Source organism: Sulfoacidibacillus thermotolerans (assembly GCF_003144315.1).
GTDB lineage: Bacteria > Bacillota > Bacilli > Alicyclobacillales > SLC66 > Sulfoacidibacillus > Sulfoacidibacillus thermotolerans.
Map to the genome: position 1 here is coordinate 1 of NZ_MPDK01000034.1, position 14336 is coordinate 14336.

Below are 14336 nucleotides of genomic sequence, written 5' to 3' on the forward strand. Positions count from 1 at the left end.
GGAAGCACAAAACCTGCCACATACAGATGATTCGCTACTTCGGTTGCAGTAGTCTGCCATGTTTGGGGCGTTAAGAGATTCCCTGTTTCGGGATTTACCGCCCCTAAAGGGGGAGTGATCGTTGCGCTCTCTGTCACAGTAACGGGCCAATTCCCCGGTGGATACACAAATACGCGATCCGTCCACGCCGCCCCTTGGCGAATATACACTGGAAATGTACTTGTCGGCTCAAACGTCACACTGTTTTCTACTTGTTGCTCTGCACGTGGCGGATTGTAGAGTCCGGTGATCCCAAACCATCCGACAGTCAGAGGGATGATTTCTGTCTTCCCTCCTGTAGTCAGCAAAGCGGCTCCGTCACTTGCGCACCCGACAGTATACGTACTGCTTGTCGTGAGCGCAAAAGCTGGCGAACAAACCAAAAGAGATGAAATTGAAACGCTAAGAAAGAAAACGCGTGTCAGCAAAGGGACACCTCCTTAAAAGGAGATAAATTCTTTGAACGTATAACTAAACGCGAACCCCGCGACAAGAAATAACATCGGAATGGCGATCAACAAAGCCGCTTGAAGCAATGCCGAAATCCGCTTTTGTTCCGCAAGTCGGTCTTGCGCGAAAAGTTCCTTCTCGCGCTCTTTTTCTGCCATCTGAAGCAACTGCTCACCGATAGGAATCTCTGCATATCTTGTCGCTTGCACCAAACGACTCGCGAGATGTTGTAAGGCGGGTAACGCCGTCGTATCCGCCAGCCACATGAGTGCATCTTCGAGAGTATCCGTTGTTTTCGTGCGCAAAATGGCCTCGTGAAATTTTGCTTTTAGAGGGCCGTCTTCCATCGCTTCATGCGCGATGAGCAAAATGTCTGATGAGTCTACATTTCGCTGATATAACTTTGCGATGAGCCGAAGTGTCCGACGCAGATCACTTTGCATTTGCGCGCGAGTTCGTTTTTCTTTTTGATACGGATACAAAAGAAAAGAGATAACGAAATAGAGACTTGCAATGAGCAACCACTTTTCTTCGTTTGGGTAAAAAAGCCCTAAAAGCGGAAATCCGATTGCAAAAAACAGGAGAAACCCTATCCATTGCCTTGCCGTCATCTGTACCCCTGACCGCTGTAACCAACGCGCAATGCGTTCTTCATAAAGCCACGAAGAACGCGACGGCAAAAACCTACGATTCATTATCCGATGTTCGATTGGCCGGATCACAAAAGAAAGCCAGATTAAAAAGAGAGAACCGCTTGTTACAACTCCGATCCACGTCGCGTTTATCTTGCATCACCACCTAATCGAACCAAACGATACACACCAACAAGCACAGAAAGCATCGTTCCTACAAAAAAGACGGGCATCCATCCGATCATCAGAAATGAAATTTTTGACTCAAATAACAGCGTACCGATTAAGAGCGCCCCCGCAAAAAGATACGCTCCATAACGAATAGACGCCGTTTTTGTGGCTACTTTAGCGCGAAACGTTTGTCGTTCTTCCAGTTCATCGGCCACATCTTGCCATGCTTGCGCGGTATGCGCGCCGTACCGTTGCATGTACAGCGTATACGTGGCGAGCCATTCGTAACTCTTGATCGAAAGTGCTCGCGCGCGTTCTCGCATCGCTTCCTCCCCAGAAATCATCAGCGTGTTCATCAGTGTCCTCACGCGCAAAAACTCTTGAACAATGACTGGATCACGGCTTAACCGCAAAATATCTTCAATCGCTTGCGCGGTATCCCCAGTGGCTTCTAGTGATTCAATGCCGATGGGCAACGCAGACTCACGCAATCCCTTTTCCAACCGAAGTGCGAAACGAAGACCGTATAGGCGTAAAGCCAAGTGAACGCCTACCAACGTCAGCACGCCAAACAAAACAGAAATCACCCACGCATCACCAAATAAAAGCGGAATCGCGCTTGCAACGATCGTAATTCCCGCCCATGCAAGCACCAATTGTTTTTCCGTGGTGCGCAAACCCATTTGCGAAAGACGCTGTGCGTGCCGTGCAATGAGTGAAGTGATAAAAGGTGTACGTTCTTCCCAAGATGTAGCAAGAAAAAACTTGCGGGTTTTTTCTCGTTCAAATCGCCAAAGTAAATACGAAAGTCCAATCAAAAGAAGAGAAATTCCGGTAAGCAAAAGTGCTAGTTGTCCACCCATTCTTTGGTAAGCACTCCTTTTTTCATGGCGCGTTCTTTCATTTCTTTCGAAAGGCCGTGAAAAGTCACTTCACCTGTTCGAACATCGCGCGAGAACACCGTGCGCCCAATGACTTGCCCCCGCGCCTGCCCTGTGATTTCTAACACTTCTTCAATTCCCATGTGTTCCGCTTCACGTCGCAAAAAAATGACGTGCGAAATTCCCCGTTGGATCATATCTGCAACCGTAGAACGAGGAGGATGGTGCGCAACGGCCATCCCTAGATTTTGCATGCGCAAAAGAGCATCTTGCGCAGAGTTCGCATGGAGAGTCGCCGCGACTAAATGGAGTCCGACGTTTGAGATGCGTAAAAACTCCCACAGTGTATCTTCGTCGCGGATTTCTCCGATCATCATGACATCCCCTCCCATACGAAGGGTTGCACGATTATTTTTGATCATGTTGACAAAGTGCACATTCCCTAGCTCTCCTTGATTCCATAGTCGAATCACGGAAGAAGGAAAAAGGGGCTGCATTTCAGGCGCTTCTTCGATGAGGATCAAGCGATGATCGGGAGAAACAAAAGCGCTCATCGCATTTAATGTAGTGGTTTTGCCCGCCCCTTGATTCCCCGCGATCACAAAAGAAGCACCGAGCTTTGGCAACCATTCCAGATAGGTACGAAGGCGATTGTCAGTGACGATTTCATGAAGCGCATAGGGATAAGAAAAGAGGCGAATCGTCAGTAGCGGAATCCGCTTCACCCGTTGCTCTGTACCTGTTCGTGACACGCCTGCCGATCCTTGCATGACGTGAAAGCGTGAGCCGTCTGCGAGAATCGCGTCAATTTCAGGGATGTTTCGCGCATAACGAAAAGAGGTTCCTGCTAGTTTCTTTTCGATAAAACGGTACACTTCTTCGATACTCGCAAATCGTTTCGGATAGGTCTTGATTTTTCCGCCTTCGGCATATTCAATCCACTCATTCCCTGCAACCCAAATCGTGGTGACTTTGGGGCGTGATTTTAATTCAGTCAGTACGCCATATTCATAGATGTCTTCCAAAAGTTCTTCGATGATCGGCGCGCGCAAAGTGTCCGGCACACCGATTTTCCGTGCGATTTTCGCTAACTGAATTTCCATTTCTTGCTCTTTGGGGAGCGTGGATAAAAATTCTTGATCTCGCTTATTCTCCGTGACGAGTCGCTCTTTCCACGCAGCAACTTCTTTTGAAGTTGTGTGTTTTTGAACGCGCAAGAGATTTTCATCTGGTTTACTTTGTCCCAACATTTGCGCCACCGCCTTTGCTCAAACTTGAAGACATTGTTCCTGACGGCATCGGCAAAGAAGAAGGCCCGTTTTGAAACGAAGCTGGCGGTTGGGCTAATCCCGACGGCGGCGGCGCGCCTTCGCTCGCTGATGCCGTGGGATAGGGAGCCGTATTTTGGAACTCGCTACCCCCAACCGTTCCCGCGATGACTTGTACATTTTTTGCATTCATCAGCGCTTGAATCGTTCCCCAAGGAGCACCAATCAACATGGCCGTTACATTGGGTGTGTTTTGTCCAAATGCCGAACTAATGGCTGCGTTGATCGCACCATTGGTTGCATTTACATCCGTACTCACAGAAAGCACCCAAATGTTTGGAAAGGCAGTCCCGTTCGCTAGAAGCGTCACATGCTGTCCCGGTTGAACGCCAGCGCTCAACAGGTTGTTTTCTACGTCAATCTGAACAAATGTTAAATTGGGATAGGTTTGCGAAAGATGTTGGATGGTTGAAAATAGATTCCCTTGCGCTGACAGCTCAAACGTTTGAAATGGACTCCCTGCGGGGATCGACATCGTTGTGACTTTCCCGACGACATTTTGCGTAATGGTATCCGCTTGAAGCGCCTCGATTGGCATTTGTACAACGTGTACTTCATTTTGTGTGATCGTTGTATAAGCAGGAATCGTTTGATTGGTTTCTTCAACAGAAATGGTTTTGACTGCCCCATGAAGAGCCATCACATTGAGTACACCTGATGCAAACACCCCTACGATTCCTGCTCCGAGGGCGATTTGATAGATTTTCGCCAAAACGCAAACCCTCCTTTCTTCTCCAATTCTTTTTCAGTCGTCTCTTCTTCTCCTAACACCCTCTGCCCAATTCTTGCTACTAACAGACTAAACGGACGGCGTGGCTGTTTTAAAACGACCGCTTCCCCCTTCTCATTGCTCTCAAAGACTTGTTTATCTTCTAGTGCATACCCAAACAAATCGCGATGAAAAAATTCTTTTTCGAATAATTCTGGAGCTTGTTTGTCGTAAAACTTGTTAAAAATCACTTCAGGAGGTTCAGGGAGCAATGCTTGATACTCTTCGTATACCGTGAGATACCGCTTGAACTTCGCACGATCCCCCGTCCCAACCAGAAAAGTTGTATCCGCTTGTCGTAAAGCAGAAACAAAACTTTCTCCTGCGTTTCCGCTGCCTAGATTCCAAATGAGCACATCAAAAGTAGCCGTCATCCACTGGTGCATATGTTCAAGAACCTCTGGACGAACCATTTTCCCTTCATCACTTGCCGGAAGCAAGAAGAATCCAAATTTTTTCACTGGCACGACGGCGCGTAAAATCAGATCATCCGTCAAATGCGGAACGCCAAAAAAACGTTCCTCCCACACGTCGATAGAAAGTGTTGTTTCGGCATGAAGGCGATCTTTGAGCGTACCAAACGGGTCTAAATCCACGACCGCCACGCGCTTTCCTCGCTGCGCAAGCCACGCCGCAAGATTCACAACGAGTGTGTCCTTGCCTACCCCACCTCCAGTGGGCAAAAGCCCTGCAAAAGCAACGGTTTTTCCTTGCTTGGTCTGTCCGTGTAAACGCGGGCGATTTTTCCGTTTAGGTTTCTTCGCCCACTCCACCAATTGCGCGGGATCAATTTCATCGCCAGTGATGGTTTCAACACCTTCAAACGGTTTTGAGAGGTCTGTCCCAAAATACAACACGGGAATTCCGCGTATTACCGCCTGTTCCATCTTCTTTGCCTCTGCAAACCACTCATCTACAATCCATGCATCGCCAACTCTTGGTTCGGGATAGGTCGTAGTGACTTCGTGCGCAATTTCGCTAAAATAAGGAATCAACTCTTCCCAATCTGTAATCAGATATAGCGTTTTATCCAACCTCCTTTCGACGAAAGCGCTCAATAAACGCTTCGCGCGTCATCGTGGCCACTTGTAGCGTCTGATTCCCAATCGCCCACCACGATTTACTTCGTTCGCACGACCCCCAATTGTTCACATTCATCCAGTAAAAATAAACGGAAACCAGCCGATGCCACCGTGTGTTTTTGTGGGTCGTTACCGTCCATCCTTCTCGTGCGTAGTTCAACCACACGCTTTCTGTTTTGATCGTCTCAATGTGTTTGTGTTTAGAAAGCGTTGCGGCAATTTTGGCATACGCTGCTTCACGGTCTTGAAAAAACACTTTACGGTCTTGTTTGTAAAAAAAGAGCGGTTCGTGACTAATCGTTAGCACCCGATCACGTTCTCGCGTAACATAATAGCGGGTTACGCGACGTGTATGATGAAAGAGACGATCATACAACCAGTTTCCTGCGACAACGCCCAACACGTAACCCATTAGCAAGTTTCACTACTTCCTTTCTGGGATTCGGTGGTTCCTTACTTCCTTTCTGGGATTCGGTGGTTCCTTTCCTTCGTGCGAGAACAGGAACCACCGAATCCCACCAAAATCCCGCCACGGAAGCCCCCGCATTTATGCGTGGGGAGGAAGCGGTGGTTCTCTCCTTTCATGCGCACCAACACGCTTTTTTCGTACTGCCAACCATCCGCTCTTTGCAAAACTGTGAAGTGTTTATGCGAAATCCCTTACGGGACTGGTAACGCTTAAAAAGTCTCTCCTCGCCCATGTTGAAAAAGGTCGAAAACAACAACCGCACCGCTTGCATCTCCCCTGCTCGCTTTTAACGGCTGTCCCATAGAGCCAAAGGCTGGAGAAGCACCCTTGGGTATGCACTTTTCCAACGTAGCTTTCGCTCGGGCTGGTCATAGTAGGGCTTTTACAAGCCCCCGGCTTTAGCCGTGGGGTCTATGACACCTTTAGGCGTTTAGTGCATTACTGAAAAAAGAACACCGAGCAGTACCCCGACAATTGCACCTAGTACAAGGCCGATAGCGGCACGTTTTGTCGAACGACCAGTATCCCATTTTCCTTTGAGGTTTTTCCAGTCTGTCGCGCCAATCGCCCCTCCAGCGAGCGCGCCAAACAAGGTAAGTGCTTCGGTAAGTTGATTCATCAAAAATCCCCTCCATTTTTTTGAGCAATAAAAAAGCCTTCTCACAAAGAGAGGGCGGGGTAAGAATTTTTAGTGCTTAGTGCAAAATAGAATCCCAAAAACTCGTGTTTGAATCGTAGCCAATCAATTCATACCAGTGGCCATCATGCGGTACAAGCAAGGTTGGATAGGTTTGTATGACGGAATTGATTGGATTGTTAGGCAATGCAAAAAGCAAATCTAACGTTGTTGAGTGAACGCCGTAGTACCGCCAGTATTCCCGAAACACTTCTCTGGCTTGCGTTGCATTGTGAACGGTATGGGACGAAACCCGTCCTTGTTCTCCACCTTCCACATCCACACCTACGATTTGTACCTTATCTATGAGGCGGCTTTGAATCAACAGACGTTCGGTTTTGGCACACCACGGGCAAAACGGAGCGCTAAAAAGAAGCGGACGATCCAAAGGAAGACGCACTCTCTGCCCATAAACATTCTCAACTGGAGTGCTCTCGATTGCCTGAACAAGCGTTGGATTCGCGGGACTTAACTTGCTCCAAACATTTTCACGCATCGGTTCATTTTCCAAAAGAAGACTGTACGTTCCTACACCAAGAACAATTCCAAAAGAAACGAAAATGGCAAGCTGAACTTTCTTTTTTTCCTTCATTGGCAATCTTCCTTTTGCGTTTGAATGGCGACAATTTTCCATTCGGTTTGTAGTGGGAACGTCCTTCTAAACATTTTTTGTTGTATACGCCGCACGTCTATTCCTGCTGTCTGAAGCCATGCAGGAAAAAACGTCCCACTTATGATTTGCACCTTCTCTTTTCCGATTTCCTTTTGCGCAAATTCGCCCAACTGAGTAAAGGTATTGCCGACATAAAAAGCTTTCGTTTTTGCGCCACGCACTATGTCCTCTCGCAATTCACGCAAAAACGTGCGGTAATCTGTGGACGTAGTTTCCACATGCAAGGTATAACAGGGAACTCCCTGCGGGACGGAAACTCGACCTCTCAACAAAAGTTGTAAAACCGTGCGCGAAACGGGAATACGAACCATACGCTGAAACCCTGCTCGGCGACTTTCAAAGACTGCGAATCGATAACGGATTTCTGTCGCTACAACATAGAGAGCAGCCAACAGTACCAAGGGATTTTTGGCAAGATGCGGGTCAAGCAAAACAACAAAAACGATCCAAGGCGACAAAACCCATTGCCACTCTTTAACGAACACAAAAAAACCCCCTTTCTACAAATGGCGGTGTGGTGAGAGGGATTTCGTTCACAGATGCCGCATCATTCCAACTTTATCAGTATATAAATTCCAAACTTCCCCAAAAGCGTTTCCGCATAGAATTAGGATTCTTGCCGATCAAGCTCGAACGTTATCGTTTGCGACCGTAACACAAAGGAAATTTGAGCAACGTTAAGCAACTCAAACACTTGTCTGCACGTTTCGTTCGACATCGTTTCCTCCAATATTTCTCTCTCCGTGATCGCCAAAAGGATTTCTGTAAGTTGATCAGTTGGAATTTCTGCGTTTTTTAGCAGCTGATATTGCTGTATCAAATGTTCTCGCACAAAAACAGCCCCCTTTCTAAAAGAGGGCAGAGTAAGTATTTTAGTGATTTGCATTTTGCGAATACGAGCTTTTCGAAACAAAGGTAGTTGTAGGCTGCGCATTGTTGCCTATCGAAGCGCCGCGAGTGACTGTTCCATGTGCCGTTTGCAAGGGCGCGGCATTTGTGACCTGTGCGCCTTGATTTCCGGCACTTTGTCCATTAACCAAAATGGCTCCATCAAAAGGGCGTGGGTCTAAGAGAACCTGCACGTTACCAATCGCCACATCCTGCGCCACAGCTAACGCATCTGAACGGGGGATGGCAATTTCAAGTTTATGATTTTGCGTATCCACCGCAAGGACAGGAACGCGTTTGGCGATCCACTGCGTATACACCTTTTGATTGTCTCCGTACACCCCGATTAAATCCACAATATCTCCGGGATTCACGTCTGCATTTGGAATCCCGCTTTCGGGAACGGCAATGGTCATCCCCACGAAATTCATTCCATAGGTGCGAATGAGTTCTCTCACGGTAGAAGCAGGTGCGACATCCAGCGATAAAAGCGGTGATCCCTGCACAATCTCGGTGTCCGCGTATTTTCCGATGACCGTTTGAGGATCAGTCACAGCCCCTGATGGAACTAGGCTTGACGTGACAGCCATGTGCGTTAATTCGTCTGCGGTGATGATGGTGTCTTCGGGAATGGTTGTTGCGGCAACTACTACAATTGTTCTTCGCTCGGCTTTGTGGATGGCTCCGATGATGACCCATGACGTGAGTAGCCCAAGTGCCGCGAGGCCAAGTAGCCACACGACACCGGGGCGCTGTTTGAGCGTTCGAGATTTCAACGTTTTCCCCTGCCTTTTTTCGAATGTTTCTTCCCACCGCCAAAAATCGAAGAGAAAAATCCACCAGAGGAAGATTTCTTAGCAGAACTGCCCGATTTCGCCTTTTTAAATTCAATCCCCGTAACTCCTTTGGCGAACTTATAAAATGCAGCGGAATATTCCGCTTCCTTCCCATCCGTGACGGCGACGTACTCAGGATCGTCGTCCCATTCCAAATGTTCCTGAAAAGGAAGCTCGTAATATTGGGAAAACGAGGCTCCCAATACGTCTTCTAACGCCGTGCGGATCGTAGGCAAATCCCCTTTTTGATGTGTGCGATTGACAACCACATGAATTTTTGACTTTTTAATCCGATGCTCCATAAGCTGCTTCATCATCAAAAGTAAAGGTCGAAGGCGTTTCGCTGACGGGGTTGCCACAACGATTACGCTTGTCGCATAACTAGCAGCGGTGATAAGTTCAGGACTGGTTCCTTGCTGCATATCCAAGATGATGGTCGAGTAAAAAGGTTTATACGCTTGAATCGCTGCCGCAAGTGCTTTGGAAGTAAGTGGCCCTGATTCTGTCGAAGACGCCAATACTTTGAGATTCCCTTTTTCCAAAAGATAACTTTCTAATTCTGCACGATCTCGATCTTTGGGTTTTTGAAAATCGTAAATGGAATGAATCGGTGGCTGATTGTCTTGGCGAAACCACTCCACTTGGTTCCCTTTCGGGTCAGCGTCCATTACGAGCACTGGCCCTTTTTTCGCAAGAAGAGTCGCTAACTGTGCAGCGACGGTTGTTTTGCCATCCCCTCCTTTGTTGCTTGTCACGACAATGATTTGATCGCGACCTTCAACCATCATTTCTTCTCGTAACTCTTTTTTAGGAGGAAGAAACGACTCAGAGATATTTGTGCGTGGAAGGGGATGCCCCACTTCTTCTTCAATTTGTCGTTCGGTTTGAATTCGGCGCACAAAACTTTCAGGGAGTGGAAAAGGAACGACATCATCTGCGTGAAGCATCGCGAGTTGGCTCGGTGTCACGATTCCCACTACATACACTCTTGATTCAGGAAACTTATCGCGAAACCCTTTTACGTTTTGCGCGAGTTGCCGCATGGAGCTATGAACCACAATCGCGGCAGGCGCGCCGTATTGTTCAACAATTTGCTGGAAGTCTTGTGGAGAAATTGCCACATGAACTTCACCGAATCGTTCAAACGCCTGTGCGAGAACCACTTCATCTTGCTGCGCGGGAACTACCAACCAATATCCCATGCTTGTTCCTCCTTTGTGCGAGTTGGTTCGATCAGTCGCTGCCACGCATGTTTGGTATCTTGCGACTGCTTGAGAATCCACGGCACATGCGTATAAAGCGATAAAAGGGCTTCCCACCCGCCGTCTGGCACTTGCAAAGCCACATCTGTTTTCACGATTTCACGAAGATCAAGCGCCATCCACTCAGGAACTCGATTCACAACCACAGAGCACGGCACAGAAGGGACAAAAATGGTCGCCGGATCAAGCGAAGTGACCCATATGCGAATCGCAGCGCGCTGAAAAACCGGATGATTCCAATCGTCTCCAACATCTACAATCACTCGATGCGTAAGGATTTCTTTGGGGAGTTCCCCCTCAAGCACCGTACCGTACTGACTCCCCGCTTGTAATGCCTGTGCGACAGGGGTTTGGTCTCCTGTCCATATAGAGAGCGCGCCTGTAGCTCGCCCTTCGATCACCGGAAGCCCTGCAACTGCCGCGAGATTCCATGCCACAAAACTCGCACCACTCCCTCGTACACCGCCCACCGCAATCGCTCGAGGGACTACAGCGGGTTTCATCACGTTTACGTGTTCGTCCGTTTCTTCTTGTTCTTCCGGGTGATGTTCGTTTTTACGAGAATGCCACGCAAATCTAAGTTTTGGCGATTCTTCTGGATGCGTTTTGAGAGATTCTTCTTGCGCTTCTATGGGAATTTCTTCGCTTTCCCTTGAAATCTCATCAGTTGCTTTTTTCAGTTTTGGTCGACGAGCCGTCTTCTTTTGCGCTTCAATCTCTTCGGCCATGATGCGTGCCGCTTCAATCAGCGTCTCCCCTGTGAACGACTCCCAATCTCCGTCAATCAATCGGGGATTTCTCTTTGCTGCAAGTTCTGTATACTCTCCATACCAAGCAAACGACTTTCCTTCTGGAATCTGCGCAAGAAACTGTTCGTCTCCTTCTCGTTCCGCAAGTACCACATACGCATCAACTGGTTTTCCTGCATCGAAAACAGGTGTGTAAGGATACGATTGAGATTCGCCTTCGATCCAACCTTGCAATTCAAGGCTGGAGAGCAAAAATGCGATTTTTACCAACAAAAATGCCCCCTTTCTATGTAAAGAGGGCAGGGTAAGCATTTTTTTAGCGTCGGGATCTCAACGCTTGATTTCTTCTGCTACACTTTCGAACTATCGCATTACATATTTTGTTGCCTCAACGTTTTTTTATTTTACTGTAGTGAGGATCAGCTTCGCGAACGCCTTTCCTTTCTCTGTGACTTGCCACAGCTATCTCTTTTTTCCGCCATTATGCTTCTCAATGATCGTGCGCACTTGCAATCCTTCTTGCTCCAATCGTTCGATGAACCGTTAGTGACCTCCACCCGGCCATAATCGCCGAGCGTTGGATGGACAAGCGCGTTAGCGTTAGGTAATTGATGACCAATATAGTGATGATCCGTCACGATGAGATCCATACTACTTGTACGTGCAAGATCTACAGCTTCGAGTTCGGCGATTCCATTGTCTACAGTGATGATGAGATGGATACCTTGCTCCTTCGAGTCAATGACCGCTTGCGGACGAATCCAGTAGCCTTCGCACAATCGAACCGGCACGCGCCAAAGGAGATCTACGCCCAGTTTGCGCAGGGCTTTGACAAGAATCGTGACCGATGAAACACCGTCGACGTCGTAGTCACCAAAGATCATCACGGTTTCCTTGCGGGAAATCGCATCCTGTATACGCGCTACTGCCTTGTTGGGGGACAGTCGACATACGTGTAAAAACAAGCCATTAACAGGAAGTTAATTTCATTTAGCGAGATAGGGACAAAATTTCTATTGTCTCAGGAATGAAATAAAATATATAAAAGTGTTATTATAACAATTATTACGATTAATAGCGTGAATATGGAGAGGAGTCTCATAACTTTCCTGCGGGTGCGTCCTATAGTAATTGTTAAAATTCCGGCAATAACCACCCAAAGAAATATGGAAAATATAAATACAAAAGACACTATGTTCCACCCCCTCTTCGTTAGAGTGCTCACTTTTAGATATGAGCACTCTAACGAAAGTATGAATTTACGCCCCAGGAATTTGGTTAAATTCAAATACATCAGTATTATGATCATTCCAGGCAACCGCGGCCTCGTACCCCGCAGCAATTGAAAAACCTGCCGCAACTACAGCCGCAATTATTGCTGCTACACTAGTTTCTGAAGTTATTACAGCTACTACTGCACTGGCCGCAGAGGCCCCAGTTGCCGCGTAAAACGCATACTCGGCATTCAAAGTGTTGGCAACCGAATTCCAAAACGTATTAAAAGGGCCTGAATTCTGAGCATTCTCAGTATTTGTCCAGGTTTGTACTGCCGAATTATTGTCGTTGACTTCAGCGAGCAAGTACTGAGTGCTACCTAATACGACGTCTTGTGCTTCATCTCCCCACCATTGATCTCTTGTGCTATTTGTCATGAAAAGCGGAGTAATGCCTCCTGACTTGACGAGGGTGTTTAAATTGAACAGGTTACTTGTGCCGTCTGAATTGTGAATAGTTAGTTCTTTAGTTTTCGTATTGTAAATAGCGGTTGTAATCTTCCCACCCGCTTTAACCTGTACTACTCGGACTCCATTACTATTCACAACGTGCACCTGATACGCTTGTCCATCCACGGAGAGCGTCTGCGTTCCCTGAGTTGAAGCAAATGCTGAACTTGGCGGCACTGCCTGAGTCGAAGCAAACACTGAACTTGTCTGTAATAAAATCAGGGACGAAAGACTAGCGGTTAAAACTGCTGTTTGAGCTAACCATCTCAGTTTCAATTTCCCTTACCTCCCTCGATTAGATCCAACATTATTTAATGAAACATTGAATACGGATATTCAAAATTCTGTACTCGGTGTAATGCAACATCTTCAAAAAATGTCCATTGTCGAACATTATCACCTCCATTAGATTATATTAATACACTATCAGACAACTATATATTCGACCAAATTCTACATAATTCTACATAAAGTTTAAAAATTCCACAAAGCGGAGTGTTATTGGATTCCAAAAATGAACAAACCCTAGAGTCAACCAGCAAATCTGTACTTATCTCATTGCTTCGACTTTACAAAATGAGAGAAGAAACTTTTTAGCGAATGTTTTTCGCATCTTATCTGCTGACCCCAATTGTTTTTGTCAAGCAAGAATACCCGAAAAAACCGAGTGTTTCTACCCAACGATCTGATGGGTACTTTTTCACCGCCCCTTCATCAACGCATGCTTCATTCTGTAGCTTTCATCACCGAATACGAGAAAGTATCCGTGGTGTGCGAGACGGTCAATCATGGCCCAGCCATCTAGTCATCAGTAAACATTGAACCCCATTTCGAGAACTCGAGATTCGTTGTAATCACGAGACTTCGGCTCTCGTAGCTGTCTGCAATGGCTCTGAACAGCAATTGCATTCATCCAGAATGAGCAGATCCGTACGCCCAATATCCTTGCTTAAGCGTTCTAGTGTCCCCCCTCTTTTTGCTTCGGATAGATGCATCACTAAATCCCCCACCGTATAGAACTTGACAGCCATCCCCAACTCACAAGCCCTTACAACTACGGCAGTGGTAAGATGGGGCTGTCCCAAAAGTCATGAGAATGACTAAGGGATGGCCCTAGGGTAAGAATTTTTTTGAGTGGTGGAATTAGCGATCTTTGAGCAAACGATGACGCAACGAACGATGAGGCAACCGCCCTGATTGGTGCGGTCGATTTTCTGTTTGTGATTGCCTGTTCGTAGATTTTATAAAACGAGCAGGGCGTTTAATCGTTGAAACGCGCCGCGACGTTTGTGATGATTGGGACTTGGCAATCGGCACACGTTGCACTTTCGTATCTGAAGAAACACTCGGCAGGAATGCTCCCTTTTCAACAGGCTGTGCAAATCGAATTCGAGAAGGGAATTCCTGCTTTACTTCTTGCATCTGCACCACTTCTGGTTCTTTGTGAGAAACCGCAGAATCTTTCGTTGGGGTTGGATGAAAGACCACTTTTGCTTTTTGAGAGATTCGCTTTACCGTCACACGCCGTCCCGGATAAAGGGGTTCCGGGACTTTTTCAATCCGCTGATTGATCCAATGCGCTCCTTTTTTGGCTTGGCGAACCGCCTGCGACGCAAGAAAAGCAGTTCCATCTACGGCTAACTCCGAAGCAGTTGCAGGGGATCGCGCAAGCCGCTTTGTGCTTTTAATTGCAAGGGGAGCAAGTTT

At 47.2% G+C, this 14336-nt stretch carries 16 protein-coding genes and 2 pseudogenes; all 18 read right to left on the bottom strand.

Annotation, left to right across the window (positions count from 1 at the left end; all coding sequences use genetic code 11):
• A pseudogene (locus BM613_RS13015) lies at window positions 1–467 on the bottom strand (hypothetical protein); the annotation flags it as partial.
• Between the two features lie 12 nt (window positions 468–479).
• Window positions 480–1184 carry a hypothetical protein gene (locus BM613_RS13020; RefSeq protein ID WP_146192822.1) on the bottom strand — a complete coding sequence of 235 codons (705 nt, stop codon included), beginning with the start codon at window positions 1182–1184 and terminating at the stop codon, window positions 480–482.
• An 86-nt stretch (window positions 1185–1270) separates the two neighbouring features.
• The gene (locus BM613_RS13025) at window positions 1271–2155 is read right to left on the bottom strand and encodes a type II secretion system F family protein (protein WP_109431617.1); all 885 of its coding nucleotides are present in this window, start codon (window positions 2153–2155) and stop codon (window positions 1271–1273) included.
• Window positions 2140–3423 carry an ATPase, T2SS/T4P/T4SS family gene (locus BM613_RS13030; protein WP_109431618.1) on the bottom strand — a complete coding sequence of 428 codons (1284 nt, stop codon included), beginning with the start codon at window positions 3421–3423 and terminating at the stop codon, window positions 2140–2142. Before BM613_RS13030 ends, BM613_RS13025 begins: the two co-directional genes overlap by 16 nt.
• Entirely contained in the window at window positions 3407–4213 is an 807-nt protein-coding gene (locus tag BM613_RS13035; protein WP_109431619.1) for an SAF domain-containing protein, read from the bottom strand. Before BM613_RS13035 ends, BM613_RS13030 begins: the two co-directional genes overlap by 17 nt.
• Window positions 4171–5304 carry a CpaE/TadZ family protein gene (locus BM613_RS13040; RefSeq protein ID WP_109431620.1) on the bottom strand — a complete coding sequence of 378 codons (1134 nt, stop codon included), beginning with the start codon at window positions 5302–5304 and terminating at the stop codon, window positions 4171–4173. The genes BM613_RS13035 and BM613_RS13040 overlap by 43 nt, the downstream gene beginning before the upstream one ends.
• A complete protein-coding gene (locus BM613_RS13045) occupies window positions 5297–5770 on the bottom strand; it encodes a hypothetical protein (protein WP_146192823.1) in 474 nt (157 codons plus the stop codon). Before BM613_RS13045 ends, BM613_RS13040 begins: the two co-directional genes overlap by 8 nt.
• 481 nt (window positions 5771–6251) lie before the next feature.
• A complete protein-coding gene (locus BM613_RS13050; RefSeq protein WP_109431622.1) occupies window positions 6252–6440 on the bottom strand; it encodes a hypothetical protein in 189 nt (62 codons plus the stop codon).
• A gap of 76 nt (window positions 6441–6516) precedes the next feature.
• Entirely contained in the window at window positions 6517–7089 is a 573-nt protein-coding gene (locus tag BM613_RS13055) for a thioredoxin domain-containing protein (protein ID WP_109431623.1), read from the bottom strand.
• Window positions 7086–7655: a hypothetical protein gene (locus BM613_RS13060; protein WP_109431624.1), complete on the bottom strand. Its 570-nt coding sequence runs from the start codon at window positions 7653–7655 to the stop codon at window positions 7086–7088. The genes BM613_RS13055 and BM613_RS13060 overlap by 4 nt, the downstream gene beginning before the upstream one ends.
• A 122-nt stretch (window positions 7656–7777) precedes the next feature.
• Window positions 7778–8002 (bottom strand): hypothetical protein, encoded by a 225-nt coding sequence (locus BM613_RS13065; protein ID WP_109431625.1) that lies wholly within the window; start codon window positions 8000–8002, stop codon window positions 7778–7780.
• 40 nt (window positions 8003–8042) lie between these two features.
• Entirely contained in the window at window positions 8043–8834 is a 792-nt protein-coding gene (locus BM613_RS13070; RefSeq protein WP_181363160.1) for an SAF domain-containing protein, read from the bottom strand.
• The gene (locus BM613_RS13075; RefSeq protein WP_146192824.1) at window positions 8831–10096 is read right to left on the bottom strand and encodes a CpaE/TadZ family protein; all 1266 of its coding nucleotides are present in this window, start codon (window positions 10094–10096) and stop codon (window positions 8831–8833) included. The genes BM613_RS13070 and BM613_RS13075 overlap by 4 nt, the downstream gene beginning before the upstream one ends.
• Entirely contained in the window at window positions 10078–11175 is a 1098-nt protein-coding gene (locus BM613_RS13080) for a hypothetical protein (protein ID WP_109431594.1), read from the bottom strand. The genes BM613_RS13075 and BM613_RS13080 overlap by 19 nt, the downstream gene beginning before the upstream one ends.
• A gap of 149 nt (window positions 11176–11324) precedes the next feature.
• Window positions 11325–11870: a DHH family phosphoesterase gene (locus tag BM613_RS13085; protein ID WP_181363154.1), complete on the bottom strand. Its 546-nt coding sequence runs from the start codon at window positions 11868–11870 to the stop codon at window positions 11325–11327.
• Window positions 11871–12164: 294 nt separating this feature from the next.
• Window positions 12165–12905 (bottom strand): geobacillin-26 family protein, encoded by a 741-nt coding sequence (locus BM613_RS13090; protein ID WP_109431592.1) that lies wholly within the window; start codon window positions 12903–12905, stop codon window positions 12165–12167.
• Between the two features lie 525 nt (window positions 12906–13430).
• A pseudogene (locus BM613_RS15360) lies at window positions 13431–13660 on the bottom strand (ATP-binding protein).
• A 112-nt stretch (window positions 13661–13772) separates the two neighbouring features.
• A partial coding sequence (locus BM613_RS15185) for a hypothetical protein (protein ID WP_181363161.1) occupies window positions 13773–14336 on the bottom strand: 564 nt, incomplete at its 5' end.